The organism is Priestia iocasae (genome assembly GCF_016909075.1).
GTDB classification, from domain to species: Bacteria; Bacillota; Bacilli; order Bacillales; family Bacillaceae_H; genus Priestia; species Priestia iocasae.
Map to the genome: position 1 here is coordinate 118,482 of NZ_JAFBFC010000008.1, position 17,986 is coordinate 136,467.

General features: G+C 39.2%; 17 protein-coding genes and 1 pseudogene. 7 read left to right on the forward strand and 11 right to left on the reverse strand.

The features are described 5' to 3' along the window. Positions 1 to 20: 20 nt before the first annotated feature. Both JOC83_RS17960 and JOC83_RS17965 read right to left on the reverse strand, forming a co-directional pair. Positions 21 to 1,547, reverse strand: a complete 1,527-nt coding sequence (locus tag JOC83_RS17960) for a nicotinate phosphoribosyltransferase (RefSeq protein WP_205188777.1) — start codon at positions 1,545 to 1,547, stop codon at positions 21 to 23. 208 nt (positions 1,548 to 1,755) lie between these two features. Next, positions 1,756 to 2,484 (reverse strand): FadR/GntR family transcriptional regulator, encoded by a 729-nt coding sequence (locus JOC83_RS17965; RefSeq protein WP_338038943.1) that lies wholly within the window; start codon positions 2,482 to 2,484, stop codon positions 1,756 to 1,758. A gap of 201 nt (positions 2,485 to 2,685) precedes the next feature. On the opposite strand from JOC83_RS17965, the gene JOC83_RS17970 reads away from it, so the two are divergent. Further along, positions 2,686 to 4,455, forward strand: a complete 1,770-nt coding sequence (locus JOC83_RS17970) for a B12-binding domain-containing radical SAM protein (RefSeq protein WP_205188779.1) — start codon at positions 2,686 to 2,688, stop codon at positions 4,453 to 4,455. Positions 4,456 to 4,548: 93 nt separating this feature from the next. Here JOC83_RS17970 and JOC83_RS17975 read toward each other — a convergent pair whose 3' ends face one another. The 4 genes from JOC83_RS17975 to JOC83_RS17990 all read right to left on the reverse strand — a co-directional run bounded on the left by JOC83_RS17975 (position 4,549) and on the right by JOC83_RS17990 (position 7,337). After that, positions 4,549 to 4,728 carry a hypothetical protein gene (locus tag JOC83_RS17975; RefSeq protein WP_205188780.1) on the reverse strand — a complete coding sequence of 60 codons (180 nt, stop codon included), beginning with the start codon at positions 4,726 to 4,728 and terminating at the stop codon, positions 4,549 to 4,551. Between the two features lie 15 nt (positions 4,729 to 4,743). Beyond that, positions 4,744 to 4,899: a hypothetical protein gene (locus JOC83_RS17980; protein WP_205188781.1), complete on the reverse strand. Its 156-nt coding sequence runs from the start codon at positions 4,897 to 4,899 to the stop codon at positions 4,744 to 4,746. A 132-nt stretch (positions 4,900 to 5,031) separates the two neighbouring features. Next, positions 5,032 to 5,367 carry a DUF3905 domain-containing protein gene (locus tag JOC83_RS17985; RefSeq protein ID WP_378913135.1) on the reverse strand — a complete coding sequence of 112 codons (336 nt, stop codon included), beginning with the start codon at positions 5,365 to 5,367 and terminating at the stop codon, positions 5,032 to 5,034. 647 nt (positions 5,368 to 6,014) lie between these two features. Next, positions 6,015 to 7,337 carry a TrkH family potassium uptake protein gene (locus JOC83_RS17990; RefSeq protein WP_275580452.1) on the reverse strand — a complete coding sequence of 441 codons (1,323 nt, stop codon included), beginning with the start codon at positions 7,335 to 7,337 and terminating at the stop codon, positions 6,015 to 6,017. 279 nt (positions 7,338 to 7,616) lie between these two features. Between JOC83_RS17990 and JOC83_RS20300 the strand changes: the two genes are divergently transcribed. From JOC83_RS20300 to JOC83_RS18005, 3 genes are all read left to right on the forward strand, one after another. Beyond that, a complete protein-coding gene (locus JOC83_RS20300; protein WP_338038944.1) occupies positions 7,617 to 8,729 on the forward strand; it encodes a CdaR family transcriptional regulator in 1,113 nt (370 codons plus the stop codon). 121 nt (positions 8,730 to 8,850) lie between these two features. After that, positions 8,851 to 10,263 carry a glycolate oxidase subunit GlcD gene (gene glcD, locus JOC83_RS18000; RefSeq protein WP_205188784.1) on the forward strand — a complete coding sequence of 471 codons (1,413 nt, stop codon included), beginning with the start codon at positions 8,851 to 8,853 and terminating at the stop codon, positions 10,261 to 10,263. Further along, on the forward strand, positions 10,260 to 11,597 hold the full coding sequence (locus JOC83_RS18005; RefSeq protein ID WP_205188785.1) for a (Fe-S)-binding protein: 1,338 nt from the start codon (positions 10,260 to 10,262) through the stop codon (positions 11,595 to 11,597). Before glcD ends, JOC83_RS18005 begins: the two co-directional genes overlap by 4 nt. 56 nt (positions 11,598 to 11,653) lie before the next feature. Here the strand turns inward: JOC83_RS18005 and JOC83_RS18010 are convergent, their stop codons facing one another. The 4 genes from JOC83_RS18010 to phaR all read right to left on the reverse strand — a co-directional run bounded on the left by JOC83_RS18010 (position 11,654) and on the right by phaR (position 15,617). Beyond that, positions 11,654 to 12,865, reverse strand: a complete 1,212-nt coding sequence (locus JOC83_RS18010; protein ID WP_205188786.1) for an NAD(P)/FAD-dependent oxidoreductase — start codon at positions 12,863 to 12,865, stop codon at positions 11,654 to 11,656. Positions 12,866 to 12,987: 122 nt separating this feature from the next. Beyond that, the gene (gene phaC, locus JOC83_RS18015) at positions 12,988 to 14,073 is read right to left on the reverse strand and encodes a class III poly(R)-hydroxyalkanoic acid synthase subunit PhaC (protein WP_205188800.1); all 1,086 of its coding nucleotides are present in this window, start codon (positions 14,071 to 14,073) and stop codon (positions 12,988 to 12,990) included. A gap of 136 nt (positions 14,074 to 14,209) precedes the next feature. Next, positions 14,210 to 14,953 (reverse strand): acetoacetyl-CoA reductase, encoded by a 744-nt coding sequence (gene phbB / locus JOC83_RS18020; protein WP_205188787.1) that lies wholly within the window; start codon positions 14,951 to 14,953, stop codon positions 14,210 to 14,212. Positions 14,954 to 15,053: 100 nt separating this feature from the next. Then, positions 15,054 to 15,617: a polyhydroxyalkanoic acid synthase subunit PhaR gene (gene phaR / locus JOC83_RS18025; protein ID WP_205188788.1), complete on the reverse strand. Its 564-nt coding sequence runs from the start codon at positions 15,615 to 15,617 to the stop codon at positions 15,054 to 15,056. Between the two features lie 625 nt (positions 15,618 to 16,242). Here phaR and phaQ point away from each other — a divergent pair. The 3 genes from phaQ to JOC83_RS18040 all read left to right on the forward strand — a co-directional run bounded on the left by phaQ (position 16,243) and on the right by JOC83_RS18040 (position 17,725). Next, a complete protein-coding gene (gene phaQ / locus JOC83_RS18030; RefSeq protein ID WP_205188789.1) occupies positions 16,243 to 16,668 on the forward strand; it encodes a poly-beta-hydroxybutyrate-responsive repressor in 426 nt (141 codons plus the stop codon). A gap of 171 nt (positions 16,669 to 16,839) precedes the next feature. Continuing rightward, a complete protein-coding gene (phaP, locus tag JOC83_RS18035; protein WP_205188790.1) occupies positions 16,840 to 17,352 on the forward strand; it encodes a polyhydroxyalkanoic acid inclusion protein PhaP in 513 nt (170 codons plus the stop codon). A 181-nt stretch (positions 17,353 to 17,533) separates the two neighbouring features. Continuing rightward, complete coding sequence (locus JOC83_RS18040) at positions 17,534 to 17,725, forward strand: small, acid-soluble spore protein, alpha/beta type (protein ID WP_205188791.1); 192 nt, start codon at positions 17,534 to 17,536, stop codon at positions 17,723 to 17,725. A gap of 34 nt (positions 17,726 to 17,759) precedes the next feature. On the opposite strand, the pseudogene JOC83_RS18045 reads toward JOC83_RS18040, so the two are convergent. Next, positions 17,760 to 17,986, reverse strand: a pseudogene (locus tag JOC83_RS18045) (hypothetical protein); the annotation flags it as partial.

Sequence of the window (17,986 nt, forward strand, 5' to 3'; positions counted from 1 at the left end):
CGATAAGCTCCTTTCAATTCCTACTTACTTATTTCTTTTATCTTTTTGGCAACTTTTAAACGTGTTTCTTCAATATTTTCCATTTTATTATTCCAGCATTCCGTACTTAAATCGACTGGATACTCGGTTGGACCCGACACATCTTTTTCTGACTTTGTAATGATTTTGTAGTCATCCCACAAGTGCTTGAGGTTGTGTAAGCAATACGCTCTCATCTCTTCAATGTTTGGTTGCTTGTACACAAGTTCACCCTTTTTAAAAATATCTTGATGAATGTTTCGCGCCTGGAAATTTGTCACAAACTTACTCACATGCGTATGAACAGGATGGAACATTTTTAAGTGCTCTTGCTCGTTTGGACGCTCATCTTCTAACGTAATGTAATCACCTTCCCATTTATTGTTCAGCTGATTCACAATACGATAGACGTCTTTTAAACCTGGTGTTGAGATTTTCTCTGGGTTTTCTGATAGCTTAATCGTATCAACCATCTGGCCGTCTTGGTCTTCAATGGAGACAAGCTTATATACCGCTCCTAACGCGGGTTGTTCGTAAGACGTCATGAGCTTCGTCCCAACACCCCATCCATCAATTTTCGCTCCTTGTGATTTTAAGTCCATAATGGTGTACTCATCTAAATCATTGGATGCAAAAATTTTCGCATCGGTAAACCCTGCTTCATCAAGCATTTTACGTGCTTCTTGCGACAGATAAGGAAGCTTCCCACTATCAAGACGAATACCAACAAAGTTGATGCTGTCACCCATCTCTTTTGCGACTTTAATGGCATTTGGTACACCCGACTTTAATGTGTTATATGTATCAACGAGGAAAATGCAATTTTTGTGAGACTCGGCATACTTTTTAAACGCTGTATACTCATCGCGATACACTTGCACGAGCGCATGTGCATGCGTCCCTGCTACAGGAATGCCAAATAGCTTGCCTGCTCTCACATTGCTGGTTGCGTCAAATCCTCCGATATATGCTGCGCGCGCTCCGTAAAGAGCAGCATCTAGCTCATGTGCTCGCCTTGCGCCAAATTCCATTAAACGCTTTGACATCGACGATTCCACTAACTCATCCGCTCCGACCGCTAGGCGAATACGTGACGCCTTGGTAGCAATTAACGGATGGAAGTTTAGCATGTTTAAAAGCGGTGTTTCAATTAATTGCGCCTGTGCAAGTGGTGCATCTACTTGCACAATCGGCTCGTTTGCAAAAATAATTTCCCCTTCCACAACCGAACGAACATCACCTGTAAACCGAACCGTTCTCAAATAATCAATAAACTCTTCTTCAACTTGTAATTCACGATGTAGATAATCTAAGTCGCTCTCCGTAAACCGAAAGTTCGCAATAAAATCAATGACACGCTCAAGCCCTGCAAAAATCGCATAGCCGCCTCCAAATGGCATATTACGAAAATACGCTTCAAACACAGAGCGTCGGTTGTGCACTTGATCTTGCAAATACGTTTTCGCCATATTTATTTCATATAAGTCTGTATGTAAAGCTAAACTATCATCTTCATATCGCTTGCTCATTGAAAAACCTCCACGTTGTGTCACTACCTATAGTTTTAGCTTTATCTTATCGTTTTACTAAAACTTTATTCAAACACAAAAACGACGATCTTTCATTTATTATGTTAGCTTTTCTGTCAAACGACAAGTGTTTTGACTAAAAAAGCTGCCACAAAAGGAACTAAATCACCCCGTTTGTCACAGCCTTCTGCTTATGTGTGCTTGTTTATTAAGCACCTGAGTAGTCTTCACCAATATATTGCATAAGCACTTGTTCTACATTCACTAAGTGCGCAAGCATACGCTCTTGTGCTTTTTGAACATTTTGCTCGGCAATCGCTTCATAGATTTGTTTATGCTCTTCGTAAATTCGTTCTGCCGTTGTTTGCTCTGAATACAGCCAAATACGACGCGTTTCACGCATTGTTTCAATCATCATTTCAGATACGTTATTCATCAGCTTCACAAGAAGTGGATTTTGAGACGCTTCCGCAATGGCCATGTGAAAATCAAAGTCTGCTTTTTCACCAAGCTCCTGATTACCAAATGCATCTTTCATTTGCTCTAACACTTCGGCAATTGTTTGAAGTTGTTGTGGAGTGCGCTTCATCGCAGCTGTTCCAACAGCCCCTACTTCTAATACTTTACGTACTTCTAATAAATGTTCAATGTCTTGCTTGTTCATTAAAACTGCACTCGTAATCGGTAATGAAAGCATTTCTGGGTCAAATTGACGCACATACGTCCCTTCTCCTTGCTTCATTTCCACGAGTCCCATCGCACGTAACGCACTTAAGGCTTCACGTATTGCAGAGCGTCCAACTTGGAAATTTTCCGCTAATTGTTGAACGGATGCTAGTCGATCACCTGGCTTCAAATCTCCCTTTTTAATACTATGTAACAGCGCTTCGGCTACTTCTTCATAAATTTTTCTCGGTTTGATTCGTTTATACTCCACTTGCATTCACCTCAATCATGTCGTACTTTTCATTTTATCGGAAATCATCTCTATCGACAACGAATTTGTAAGCCCTTACCTATTCTTTTCATACAACTGTCGTATACTCCTTCTACTTTTTTGGCCAAAATGTGATAAAATAAGAAGTTGATTTTCTAAAAGTCGAGTATTAATCTCAATAAAAGGAGTTTGAATAATACAATGAACATTGTCGTGAGTACGTTAAACGCTAAGTATATTCATACGTGTTTAGCGCTTCGATGTTTGAAAGCATACGCTGCCCCTGAGTACGATGTACAGATGGCGGAATATACAATTAAAGACCCTGCAATGAACATCGTCACTGATTTATATAAACGAAACCCTGACGTAATAGGGTTTAGCTGTTACATTTGGAACATTGAAGAAACGATTAAAATCGTCCAAATGATGAAGAAAATAAATCCTGAAATTAAAATCATTCTCGGTGGACCTGAAGTAACGTACGATGTGTCTCACTGGCTTGATCGTATTCCAGAAGCTGACTTTATTGTCATCGGTGAAGGCGAAGAAACGTTTAAACAATTGTTAGATGAGCTTCATGGTGAAGGTCAGTTTGACAAGGTAAGTGGATTAGCTTATCGCGAAAATGGTGAAAAGAAAATTAGCCCACAGCGTAACAAAATTGACTTACGTGAAATGCCATCTCCGTTTCGTTTTGAAGAAGACCGCGAAGAGCTATCAAAGCGTGTTGTATACATTGAAACGAGCCGTGGTTGTCCATTTAGCTGTCAGTTCTGTTTGTCATCCATTGAAGTCGGGGTTCGCTACTTTGACCGTGAAAAAGTAAAAGATGATATCCGCTACTTAATGAAAAACGGTGCACGTACGATTAAGTTCGTTGACCGCACGTTTAACATTAGCCGTAGCTATGCGATGGAAATGTTCCAATTTTTAATTGATGAGCGTGTTCCTGGCGTCGTGTTTCAATTTGAAATTACAGCGGACATTATGCGCCCTGAAGTCATTCAATTTTTAAATGACCATGCACCTGCAGGCTTGTTCCGTTTTGAAATCGGGGTTCAATCTACAAATGATTCCGTTAATGAGCTCGTTAAACGTAAACAAAACTTTGCGAAGCTAACACGTACCGTTACGATGGTAAAAGAAGGCGGAAAAATTGACCAGCATCTTGATTTAATTGCAGGATTACCTGATGAAAACTATGATTCGTTTAAAAATACGTTTAATGACGTCTTTGCTCTTCGTCCTGAAGAGCTACAGCTTGGCTTCTTAAAAATGCTACGAGGAACAGGATTGCGTTTAAGTGCTGCTCAGCATAACTATCAGTTTATGGACCAAGCACCGTATGAAATTTTAAGCAATGACGTCCTTCCATTTGAAGACGTTGTCCGCATTAAGCAAGTTGAAGACATTTTAGAAAAGTATTGGAATGATCATCGTACAGATGAAACGATTGAATACTTGGTGAATCATGTGTATAACACACCGTTTGATTTCTTCCAGCTCTTCGGTACGTATTGGGATGAACAAGGCTGGTCACGCATTGGTCATCAGCTAGAAGATCTATTCCGTCGTTTACACGAATATTTGAACACAGAGCGTTTTGACAATTTAAGCATCATTGAAGGGTTTATGAAAGTGGATTATTTACAAAATCAAAAACATAAGCCACGTAAACCTTGGTGGGATGAAGGTGTCGAAAAGCACATTCGCTCCCATTACTATCAACAAATGCTTGAAGCACCAGAACGTATGGGTGAAGCATTTGTGCAAGAGCAATTTTCTGAAAAAGAACTATACAAGCATACGGTTCTTGAAGTGTTACCATTTGATTATGAGTACTATAAACAAACAGGTGAACTCATTGAAAAGCCGTCACTTTTACTTGTGTACTACGACCAAAAAGTCGGCGAAACAAAGGTATACTCACAGCCAACCGAGCGCTTTGAGCTACCAGTTGTCAGTTAACCAAAGATTACTTTGCATGTAAAATCCCTTGTCTCTCTATCCAAGTAGTTAACGGAATGGAGAGACAAGGGATTTTTTTATTCAGGCTCGCTTTTACCGATCTGTTTCACACTTCTCTTTACGCGCTTTTGCTTCGGCATCAAGCTCAATGAATTTGCTTGCATTCATATCGCCCATTTCTTGTCCAAATTCTTCTTGTAAAAGTTGCGTTTGTTTCGCTTCGCTATGTGCTAAGTGTTTGTTTGGGTTTTTAACTTTGTCTTTTTTATGCATATGGACCCCTCCTGTTTACTTTCCTTGACGACCTTTTTTCGAGTTGCGGTTTGCACCCTTAATAGCGTCTTCTCCACTGTATGCCATTGAAAATTCAGTGTCAGGTAAGCTTTCAGTAGGTGTATTGTTGTTTGTTGTTGCCGCATCATGAGCTACTTTACGTTTTGCCATGATCGTCATCCCCCTTTGGTTTCACACTCTCTAACGTTTCTTTACTCGAAGGTATTCACCCGCTAATCGAGCCATCCCTTCGTTCTTATCATGCGCAACTGATCAATCATCATAAGTTGTAATGATTCCCTCTTAATCAGAGCCGTACCCGACATCTTTATCAGGATGTGTAAATGTTTGGGATTCTGGTGCTTTCTTCGCTTCAAGTAAATCACGGTTTTCGCTTGTGTTCCACCCAATATCATTTGTTGGATGAACCCATTGATCTCCTGCCATAATTGCAGGATCCACATCGTCACTCCAATTGTTTAATGGAGATTGCTTTGAATCATAAAAGCTATCCCCAATCATCACGCCATATTCATTTAAAAATGGCTGCTGCATCTTGATTCCTGTTCCTTTAAAGGAAGGAGCAGCCATTTGATGAGGGAGCGTTTCATCGATGGATAATTCATTTTTTCTTTTCATCATGCCCCACCTTTCTATTTATAATGTGGCTTTGGAGCTGCTAGTTCATCAGCGTTATTTTCGTCCTTTTTCACCATAAAAAAACAGACGCCCATCCTGATAAAAGCAAATGGGCATTCTGTGATTATGAACGCTATTTGACTTGTTAACTGTTAGGCAATTTTCAGTCTGTTATGAGAAAAACCAAGAGCCCATAACATAATATGGTAAAATACACTTAAAGATTATGAACATTCAGTTCTTCAACTGAATGAACCGTTTATTGCAAATAGCAGAAATGGGCAAAGAGTACAAAAGGATTTAAGGTATCGAACAGATGGATTGGAAATGAATGTTTTAAATTGATTAAAAATGAGAAAGTTGGACTGAGGACTATTTCGTTCATAGAAGCTAAAAAGCATTCAGGTGAAGTCATATTGGACTGTGACAATGAAGAGAAATCAACGAAACAACTTGAGATAGGAAACAACTTAATGATCAAACACCATTGATATCATACAAATGTTTTAAATAACGGGTGCTTTAGAATCAAAACAAAAAGCTTGGGATATCCCAAGCTTTTTTACGGTGAATGGAGTTGCGCCTACGCTTTTCCGTTTTCTCCACATGATCAGAGCTACTTACCATGATGAGCACCTGCTTTTTCTCTATCCAATAATGACACGTTCTTTCGGATAATGATAATCTGGCTGCACACGAGGTCCACCCATCATTAGAATAAATGAGACCATTCCGATTCGACCAATAAACATCAAGGTAATAATAATCAGCTTCCCTAGTGTGGAAAGGCCCGATGTAATCCCCATTGATAATCCAGTTGTTCCAAATGCTGAGCATACTTCAAACATAATTTCAATCAATGAAAATGATTCGATTAACGATAAAATCACAACTGAACTGAAACAAATAAAAGCAGCGAGCATTGTCACAACAAGTGATTTAATGATGTCATCTTCGTGAAGTTCACGTCTAAATATTTTGACCGTTTTTCTTCCACGTGCGTAGTGATAAACAAATAGGATGTTAAGCGCAAAGGTTGTCGTTCGAATTCCTCCTCCAACCGAGCTTGGAGATGCACCAATAAACATAAGGGCACACATCACAAGCAGCGTCGGAATCGTGAACTCACTCACATCCATTGTCGATAAGCCACCACTTCTTGTTGTGGCTGATTGGAAAAACGCGTAGAAGAACGCCTCATGCCACGCCTTTCCACTTAAATAGGCTGAGCGCTCTAAAGTGGAAATTAACACGGTTCCAATGACTAATAGCAATAAAAACATAAGTGTCGTCAGCTTTGTAAATAAAGAAAACTGAAATCGCCTTTTCTCTTTTAAATTCCAGAAAAATTGCTTCACCTCGATGAGCACTGGAAATCCAATGGCTCCTAGCGTGATGAGAATGACCGTAACGGTTTGAACAAAATAATCCGTCGCATAAGGCGCTAATGACGCTCCTGTAATGTCAAAGCCAGCATTGGTGGTCGCACTAACGGATGCAAAGAAACCATGTAAAAAAGCTTCTTGCCATGTTGGGTAATAATTCAAAAAGTAAAGCCCTAACACAATCGCGCCAATTGCTTCAATTAAAAAGATGATAAGTAAAATATTGCGCATTAAATTGACTAAGCCTGATAAATTTGATTGGTTATGATCCGTCATAATCAGTTGACGTTCTTTCAAACCAATCTTCTTTCCAATTAATAGCCAAATGAATGTACTTAAGGTCATTACACCGATACCGCCAATTTGAAAAACAAACGCTAAAATAAAATAGCCTGGCACACTAAATGTATCTGGAGTAGAAACCGGTGTAAGTCCTGTAACGCTTACTGCGCTCACAGCCACAAACAGAGTATCAATAATCGATAAATCAACACCTGGTCGGTGCGCGATTGGTAGACTTAATAATAAAAAGCCTATGGTTACAGCCACTAAATAAAACGTGAAAATGATTTGAGCAGAAGACATCTGCCTAAACCTTCTTTTAAGTGAGAATAATTGGGACATGATAGACATTCCTTTTTTTGATAATTGTTCGACTATAGCTTTATACAAGTGTTTCCGAAAAAAGCATTATTTAAAAAGCAACGACACTGTTGAACAAAAAACGTTCACTTTTTTAACTAACACTCTTTCAAAAGATTAACGACGTTAAGCTCACTGTTGTTCCTTTTACGCCACTTCTTCGCATTCTGTTATAATGAATGAAGCGTAGATTGCCAAACTAAACAAACTGGAGGATTTTCTGTGCTTTTATTACCTTCACTTGCCCAAAAAATTATGTATGAAGTTAAGAAATTATTAGATGAAGATATTATCATCGTGGATACAAATGGTTCCATTGTGGCAAGCACAGACGAAAAGCGTGTTGGTGCTTTTCATGAAGGTGCCCTTCTTAGTATAAAAGAACGACGAACCGTTGTCATCACCAAAGGAGATACAAATGCCCTGAAGGGTGTTAAACCGGGCGTTAATTTGCCCATCTTTTTTTCTCATGATGTCATTGGTGTCATTGGCATTACCGGTAACCCTGATCAAATTTTACCATATGGACAGCTACTGCGGAAAATGACGGAACTATTAATTCAAGATAATTACTATAACGAACAGCACGAGTGGCGCTCACGCATGCTCGAAGCCTTTGTGTTTGATTGGTTACATTTAAAAGATTGGACCGCTGCATTTCTTGAGCGAGCGAAGCTTTTACAAATTAACCTTGAGCCAAAGCGTCAAATCCTTTTATTGTACTTTCATCATAATCGTACCCTCGCTCAAAAAGACATTTGGCAGCTTCATCCTTTTTTAAACGAACAAGATGTAATCATTCGCTGGGGAAATGACCGACTTCTCATTGTGCAGACAGTCGATGAACATACAACAACAGATCTGACCTTACAAAAAATAAAAAAGATGAAAGCCTTTATGGAAGATACATGGCACCTTTGCACTTCTCTTGGAGCTGGACAACCGGTTTTGAGTGATCAACTATTACACTCCTATGAGCAAGCAGAGCGAGCGTTAACGGTCGCGATGAAACATAATCGAATTGTTTTCGATGAAGAGCTGCGTCTTGAAATGTGCTTAAAAGACATCTCGGCTGAAACAAAGCGGGACTTTATTCAGCGCGTACTCGGTTCTATCATAGAAGATGTCGAGCTGATTTCAACGTTTCAAGCGTATTTCGATGAAAATATGTCATTAAAAGCAACGGCTGAAGCGCTTCATATTCATATTAATACCCTCCACTATCGGATAAAAAAGCTTGAACAACGAACGAAGTTAAATTTAAAATCCTCATCAGACGTGGTCAGTTTATACTTAGCATTACAGTTCTTAGATGAATCTACAAAAATTAATTAAAAGAAGGGATATTTTTTAGATGTTTATCTATAGATATCCCTTCTTTTCTTTTTTATGATGAACAAAAGAAAGCATTTACACGCTTCCAAAATAAGACGATAAGCAAAGGGATGAGATAAAAATGATTACAGTGGAAACGAAACAACAATTCATTCACCTTGTAGGTTCGGAAAACTATGATGATTCCAAAGTAGGTAGACTTGTTTATTCATACGATGCGACACCGCAATTTCAATCCATGCCAGATGCGGTCATTGCCCCTCGAAATACAGAAGAAGTAGCGGAAATTGTAAAGATTTGTAACAAAAACCATATTCCCATTGTTCCACGTGGATCAGGTACAAATCTTTGTGCAGGAACCTGTCCGACAGAGGGTGGCCTTGTCCTCCTCTTTAAACATATGAATCAAATTCTTGAAATTGATGAAGAAAACTTAACCGTAACGGTACAGCCAGGTGTCATTACGCTTGATATGATTCATGCGGTTGAAGAAAAAGGATTGTTTTATCCACCAGATCCAAGCTCCATGAAAATCTCAACCATCGGCGGAAATATTAATGAAAACTCCGGAGGCTTACGTGGGCTAAAATACGGTGTCACACGTGATTATGTGATTGCACTAGAAGCCGTGATGCCAAATGGGGACATTATTCGTACGGGCGGAAAGCTTGCAAAAGACGTCGCGGGCTATGATTTAACGCGCTTGTTCGTAGGATCAGAAGGAACACTTTGTATCATCACAGAAGCGACGCTAAAGCTTGTACCGATGCCAGAAACGAAGAAAACGATTTTAGCTCTTTATCAAGACTTAGAAGCAGCCGCTCGTTCAGTATCAAAGATTATTTCAAACAAAATCATTCCAACCACACTAGAGTTTTTAGATCAACCAACGCTTCAAGTTGTCGAAGATTTTGTGAAGATTGGTTTGCCAACAAACGTGAAAGCCGTTTTGCTCATTGAACAAGACGGTCCTCAAGAAGTGGTAGACCGTGACATTCAAAAGATTGCACAAGTTTGTACATCAGAACAAGCCGTCTCCGTTCAAGTAGCCGAATCAGAGGAACAAGCAGATGCACTTCGTACAGCACGTCGCTCTGCTCTATCAGCACTTGCACGTTTAAAGCCAACAACGATTTTAGAAGATGCGACCGTTCCGCGTTCTGAAATTGCCAAAATGGTAACAGCGATCAATGACATTGCCGAACAATACAACGTGAAAATTTGTACATTTGGTCACGCTGGTGATGGAAACCTTCATCCAACGTGCCCAACCGATTCTCGTGATCATGATGAAATTGAGCGTGTGGAACAAGCTTTTGCAGCGATTTTCGAAAAAGCCATTGAGCTTGGTGGCACCATTACAGGTGAGCATGGAGTCGGTGAAATGAAAGCGCCCTATCTTGAATTAAAGCTTGGTAAAGAAGGAATTGCAGCAATGAAAACGTTAAAGCAAGCATTTGACCCAAATAACATTATGAATCCAGGTAAAATCTTCGCCAAAGATGAGCGTAAACGTGTGGTGGTGACAACATGACAACCGTTAAAGAGCGTGAAGTGATTCAAGAGAAGTTTAAACAACAAATGAATGAAGATGAGCTACTAAACTGTATGCGCTGTGGCTTTTGTTTGCCGTCTTGTCCAACTTATATTGAGTCTGGCTATCAAGAGTCACACTCCCCTCGCGGCCGCATTGCCCTTATGAAGGCCGTTGTAGATGGCATCATTGAGCCTGATGAAGATGTCGAGCGTTCACTTGAGCTATGCCTTGGCTGTCGTGCATGTGAGCCTGTTTGTCCATCAGGTGTAAAATATGGTCACTTATTAGAAGAAGCACGCGACATTATTCAGCAAAACAAAAAGCATTCACTACCGGTGCGTGCCATCCGTAACGTTGTGTTCAAAGGCATGTTTCCTCACCAAAATCGCATGCGTGCTGCGACAAGCTTACTTGGTGTGTACCAACGTTCTGGCTTACAAAAAGTCGTTCGCAAAACCGGCATGTTAAAGGTGTTACCAGACCATTTAGCCACAATGGAGAAAGTGCTACCGAACGTCCCAACCTTAAAACAAATGAAAAACCGCCCTACTTATTTACAAGCACAAGGAACACAAAAGAAACGAGTTGCCTTCTTTTCTGGTTGCTTAATGGACACGATGTTTATGGGAACAAATGACGCCACAACGAAGCTGCTTCAGCTTGCTGGCTGTGAAATTATCATTCCGAAAACACAAGCATGCTGCGGGGCTCTTCACGGACATAGCGGCGAAAAAGCACAAGCAAAAGAGCTAGCAAAACGAAACATCGACGCGTTTGAAAAAGAGAACATCGATTACATCATTACAAATGCTGGTGGCTGTGGAGGATTTTTAATTGATTACGATCACTTGTTAAAAGATGATCCTCAGTGGGCATACCGTGCAAAAGCATTTGTGGCGAAGTTAAAAGATATTTCGAGCATCCTAGTAGAGCTCGAATTTCATAAGCAGCTCTTACAATTACCGAATCAAGTCATTACGTATCAAGACTCCTGTCACTTACAAAACGTTATGCGCACATCCGGTGAGCCACGTCAGCTTCTTCGTGCGATTGAAGGTGTTCAGTTTACCGAAATGAAAGATGCAGACCGCTGCTGTGGATCTGCCGGTATTTATAACATTGTCGAATCTGACATGTCGATGCAAATTTTAGATCATAAAATGGAGCAAGCAAAAGCAACACACGCCACGACCATCGCCACGGCAAACCCAGGCTGCCTGCTTCAAATGAAGCTTGGCATCGAGCGAGAAGGATTAAGTGACAGCATAAGAGCTGTTCACATTGTCGATTTGCTCATTGAAGCATATGAATATAGACAGAAAAAGGCGTAGAATGAATAAACTAACAGCAAGTATTTTCAGCTGAGTCATTAGAATTCTCTTTTGACTCAGCTGTTTTTATTGGCTTGATACAGACACAGATCGGGATGATGTCCTTTTGTAATAACATCGCGTAAAATTTGTGCCAGTATGACACTGTAGACCGTTCCATTTCCTCCATAACCAAGCAAAAAGTAGCAGTTTGGGTATTGTTCATATTGCTGAATCATTGGCAGACCACTATGAGTCGAACCAAAAATAGCACCCCATTCAAACTCAGCTTTTACATGAGCATATTGAGGAAACAATAATGCTAATTCTTGTAGTAATAACTCTCGTTTATGAATGAGCCGTGAATCAAGCGCTTCTTTGTCAAACTTTTCTTCATCTAATCCACCGATGATAATTCGGTTATCAACTGTTGTACGCAAATATAAATAAGGTCGTTCGGTTTCCCAAATAAGAGAATGATGGTGCCATCCTTCAAAGTGATCAATGACGTTCGTTACAATCGCAAATGAACCTGTTAGAATGGCATTTTTATCAGGCTTAATGGCTTGTGATTCATACCCAGTAGCAAAGATGACATGCTTTGCTCGAATACGGTGTTGATGATTGGTTATCATATCCATGCCACTTTCTAGCTTCTGATGCCCAACAATCGCTGTTTGCTCAAACACACGTAATCCTCTAGTCACCGCATCTTGAACAAAGCTTATGGCTAGCTTAAATGGATTAACCTCTGCATCTCCTACTGTATAAAGAGCAAGAGGTTTTTTAAATCCATATTGTTCTTTTATTTGCTCCGCCGTTAACAATGAAGCTGAAAATTGATGCGAGAAAAGGTGTGTATATTCTTCCTTAAGCATGTGAACATCGGCGTCACTGCTAGCAAAGTACAAGCTGTCACGCTTAATAAAATCTGGATTAACAGGTAGACTGGGCACGATGTTTTCAAGTGTTTCCACCGCTTGCTGACACAATCGGTAATGGCGAACCGCTTTTTCTACACCGAATGAATGAATGCAGGACGTTAATGTTTTATCATTTGCATACTGTACAAGACCGGTGTTCGCGCTCGTACTACCTTGCGCTACTTTTCGTTTATCAATTAAGACTGTGTCTACACCTGCTTGTGCTAAAAAGTATGCACATTTGGCCCCTGATTCTCCGCCTCCAATAATGAGAACCTCACACGAAATATCTTCTTGTAATGGCTTATACGTTGGAGCCTGTAAATACGTAGTGGGCCAATACAAACTCCCTCTATATAAATGCATATTCGTACCCCTTACACTTTTTCTTTAGTGTCTGACAACTACTTAAAATTTACACACAAATAAGGTGTGCCAAAGGAGGAAAAGCCCTCAATTGACACACCTTAGCTAAACTTATTTTCGTGTTACTTCGAACGTTTTTCTAACCAGTCACCGATTGTTGGATACGTTTCGTTTACGGCTTTTGGACCGAATACAACCGACACGTGACCTGTTTGAAGTAATTTGTATTCTTTATCCTTACTTGAAACCACATCCATCAATGCTTCAACTTGATGAGGCATTGCAATGTGATCGCGACTTGCAGCAATATTTAATACGTTCGCTTTAATATTCGCAAGATCTACTTTTTTGCCACGAACTTCAAGCTCACCGTTAATGAGTTTATTTTGCTGATAAAACTCACGAATCCATTGGCGATACGATTCACCTGGGAATGGAATACCGTCTGCTACCCACTTTTGCATCAGCTTCCAGCTTTCAACAAAGCGTTGGTTTTCAGAACGATCCACCAGTGTCACGTAAGGACCGTAAAAGTTTGTAATTGGCTTTAGCATTTTGTTACCAAAGTCAATCATTTCAGGTGGGATATTTCCTAGTACATCCACTGCTTTATCTAAGTTAAAGTAGCGCTCGTCGAGGAAATGACCGTATAGACCTGTCTCTGAGAAATCAAATGGGCTTGTCATGAAGATTAAATTCTTTAATGGAATGTCTTCGTTTAACGCTGCAAAAATAGACGTCATCGTTCCACCCATGCAATACCCTAATACTGATAATTCAGATGCGCCTGATGTACGTAATACTTTTTTTGCTGCCTTTGGAATGTAATCAACCACATAATCTTCTAGCTTCATATGGCTGTCTTCTAATCCTGGAGTACCCCAGTCAAGAAGATACACGTCAAAGCCACGATCTACAAGGTACTCCACAAGGCTGTTGCCTGGTGTTAAGTCTAAAATGTACGGCTTGTTAATCATTGCATACACCATTAAAATCGGTGTTTTATGCAGTTTCTTTTGTGTTGGCGTGTAGCGATAAAGCTTTGATTTATTCTTCTTCCAAATGACTTCCTTTGGCGTTAAGCCTACTTCTGGCTCTGGCTCGGTTGCCACAATTTCAAATGCACGTTTAAAACGATTCACTTGACTTTTATATTCACTTGGCATTGATTTAATGTATTTTTCCCATTCCGTTAAATACGCCGTCATCATGAATTTACACAACCTTTCTACAGTATGTTGTGAATACTTAATTTTAGTTTCCATGACTACCCACCGATGTAATAACTGTTTAGCCCCGACAAATGTCAGGGCTAACACAGCTTTATATTTGCCGAAGCAATCCTTACATGTACAGACCACCGTTAATGTTTAATTGTTGACCTGTGATGTATGCTCCGTCTTGACATAAGAATACAACGCCGCGTGCGATTTCTTCCGCGTGACCGAAGCGACGAGTTGGAATTTTTGAAACAATTTGCTCACGAATGTCTTCTGGAATTGCCAGAACCATTTCTGTTTCGATGAAACCAGGGCAAATAGCATTGACTGTTACGCCTGTGCGAGCAAGCTCTAATGCTAATGATTTAGTGAAACCAAGCATACCTGCTTTTGCAGCTGAATAGTTTGTTTGACCGAAACCACCAGCTTGACCAATAATAGAAGAAATATTAATAATGCGGCCACCTTCAGATGCTTGAAGATATGTAAGCGCAGCAGATGTTGTGTTATATACGCTATGTAAATTCACATCAATTACTTTTTTCCAATCTTCTTCACCTAATTTTTTGAACGAACGATCGCGTGTAATACCAGCATTATTAACAAGAATATCTACTTGGCCAAATGCTTCTTTCGTTGCTTCAATTAGATTCTTTGCTTGATCAGAATAAGATACGTCGGCTTGAACCGCAATTGCGTCTCCACCGTTTGCTTTAATTTCGTTTACTAATGCTTCTGCAGATTCTTTACTGCTATTGTAGTTTACGGCTACTTTTACCCCTTGAGAAGCAAGCTCTCTTGTAATTGCTGCTCCAATTCCTTTTGAACCACCTGTGACGATTGCTACTTTGTCTTGTAATGAAATCATGATTCATATCCCCCTTGCTTCAGCTATAAGTTTTTGTAAAATGCATAATTTAAATAAAAGCAGTAGTGTTTGTTCTTTTCCCTTGCAAACTTGTGAACGATTATTTATTCACTTCTTGTTTGCTTTTTTCTGTTTGAGGTGCTGTTGATTGATCGAGTAAATCCATTTGTTGCTCTAACAGTTGCGTTTGAAGCTTTTCACTCTGTTGTTGAAGTTGTTCTTGAAGCTTTTCTTGAAGTGTTTCTTGAAGTTGTTGTTGACCTTCAAGCGCTGCTAAAACGCGATCTAGCTTTTTATCTAGCGCTTTCATGTCGCTTTTTACTTTGCTTAATTCTCTTCTTACTGCTGCATTGTTTTCTTGATTCGTCTCAAAATCGTCAAAGCGCTCTTCTAGCCCTTCAATTTTTTCTTCAACGTTGATCACCAATGAAGCAACATTTGCAACATCATCCTTTGTCGGGATGTTTGTTTGCTCAAAGTAACGACCTGTTACCTCATTTACGGCTTGTTGATACTGTAGATTCATATTCAACACGTTTCCTAAAAGTTGTGAAAACTCATCGCGTTGAATATTCTCACCAATCACCTTGCCCCAATAAGATTCCGTCTTGTCGTATACTTCTTTCCAAGCTAAAAATGGGTCAAATACTTTTTGCTGATCCACTTTTCCATCTCCTTTCCCTTTATATTAAAAGTGATGGTTCTTCCTTCAAGCATGTCAATAGAACGACAAGGTTTGAAGAACTAAAACGTCATAGCAAACATCTTTTCGTTTGCTTATTCACAAATGAAGCAGTAAATGAAACATGCAACTGACACATTTTTACGTGAATATGAAATTTTTTACTATCTTGCCTACCACTATTATAAATTGCTTTTTGATAATAAACAATTCTAAATCTTTGATAGATTTTGATAGCTTTTGACGATTTATGTCGAAAGAGGAAAAATCGTTCCTTTCACCTAGAGGAATTTTCTAATTATTGAAAAAGTTTACTTACTAAACCATGATTTTATCGCGATAGATATAAAGATAAGGTAATTTCCACTCTAATATGCTCGCTTTTTTGAACCTACTCCCCTTCTTTCTCAATAGTTCTTACTACTCTTTCTATTAAATGTAACGACAAAATATATCAATTCTTTTGGTGAAATGGGTGAAAAAAGATGTGTTTTCATCCTATTCTGAACAAATCATCCATATACTGGTTGACATTCTAATCATCTAGGTGTAAATTACACATAGATACAATTTTACTTATATTTTGAATAGGGGTGGTCCCTTGTCTATGAGTGACAAAGATAAAAACTCCACAACACCCAACTTAGAAAAAGCGATAAGTGGTACTCCTAAAAATTTTATGATTCCTTTTTTACTATTGAGCTTACGCGGGTGGAACTTACACGGGTATAAGCTCATTCAACAGCTGATGAACTATGGATTCACATCAGTTGATCAAGGAAATGTTTATCGCACATTAAGACAACTAGAAAAAGACAATTTAATCAAATCTGAATGGGACACATCATCAGATGGTCCAGCTCGTCGCATTTATTCCTTAACGGATGCGGGTGAGCAGTATTTGCAACTATGGGCAAATTCACTTGAGCAATATCAGAATATGCTCAACTCATTTTTCAAAATTTACACCGATATGTTTTTCCCTTTTACCTCTTCTTCATCGAAAGAAAAAGAGAAGGAAGAAAAACAGTAAAGGGACTCACACAGCAAAGTTTGTTGTGTTTCCACATAAAAACATAGAAAAGCGAGCTAATCGGAATGTTCACCACAGTGTAAGCACCTTAGAAATCATCATCCGTAATATTCCAATGACCCATTTGTTTTGTAAAAGTTCGCAAAACTCATTTCTAGGGAGGAAATAATGATGACAACAGTAAAGTATGATACGTTAGTTGATGCAGTTTGGGAGCAATGGTCAAAAGGCTTACACACGCTTTTAGAAGGTAACAAACAAGTAGAGCAATGGACATTACAAGCCATTCAACAACAAAACGAATTTGTTACAAAATCAATTGAACAGCTTCAAGAAGTAGATAAACAATGGAAGCAAGAATTAGAAGACTTACATTCTAAAACAGTTGATGGATTACGTAAAACAGCTGGTGGCGCTGTGGCAGATTCTTACGAAGATTGGTCAAACCGTACACACGAAGTATTAAATCGTCTTCAACAATTATCAGTTGACCAAAGTAAAAATAGTTACAGCTTTGTGCAACAAGCACAAAGTCAGTATCAACAAGTTGTTTCTCAATTAGTTGAAGAGCAAAAGAAATCTCGCGAAGAGCTTCAACAAATGTCTGAAGCTTATATGGAGCAAGTTAAATCGTTACAAAAATCATTCTTACAATCAGTTGAGCAATATTCACTTGTAAAGTAATAAATAACCTAAAAGCCGCGTTTCCTTTAAAGGAGGCGCGGCTTTCTTATTTGTTTATACGAACAATATTCCTTCAAACTGGTTATCTTACAAACCATTACCAGCATGAAAAAAAATGAATAAGAAAAGCTAGTAATACAACGATTATGTCGTTGACTATTAGAAAAAGGAGATGAACATCGTGGCTAGAACGAATAAATTACTTGTTCCTGGTGTTGAACAATTTTTAGATCAATATAAAAATGAAATTGCTCAAGAATTTGGGGTAACATTAGGTTCTGATACAGTGGCTCGCAGCAACGGATCTGTTGGTGGCGAAATCACAAAACGTCTTGTTCAACAAGCGCAAGCTCACTTAGGCGGCAATAAATAAAACTTCATAACATGGCTAAAAGGACGCTCTCTTGTTAGAGCGTCCTTTTCTCAATTGCTTTTTTCGTTTGATAATCAGAAGGACTATTGCTTTTGTGTGACGACGAATGGTTTGGCTTTTCCTTATTTGGCTTCTCGTTTAGAAGAGGACCTTTGGAATTTTTCTCATTTGGCTTTGCACGTACAGATTCATCTTTTGGCTTTTCCTTATTGAGCTTTGCACGTAAAGATGAATCTTTTGGCTTTTCTTCATTTGGCTTTG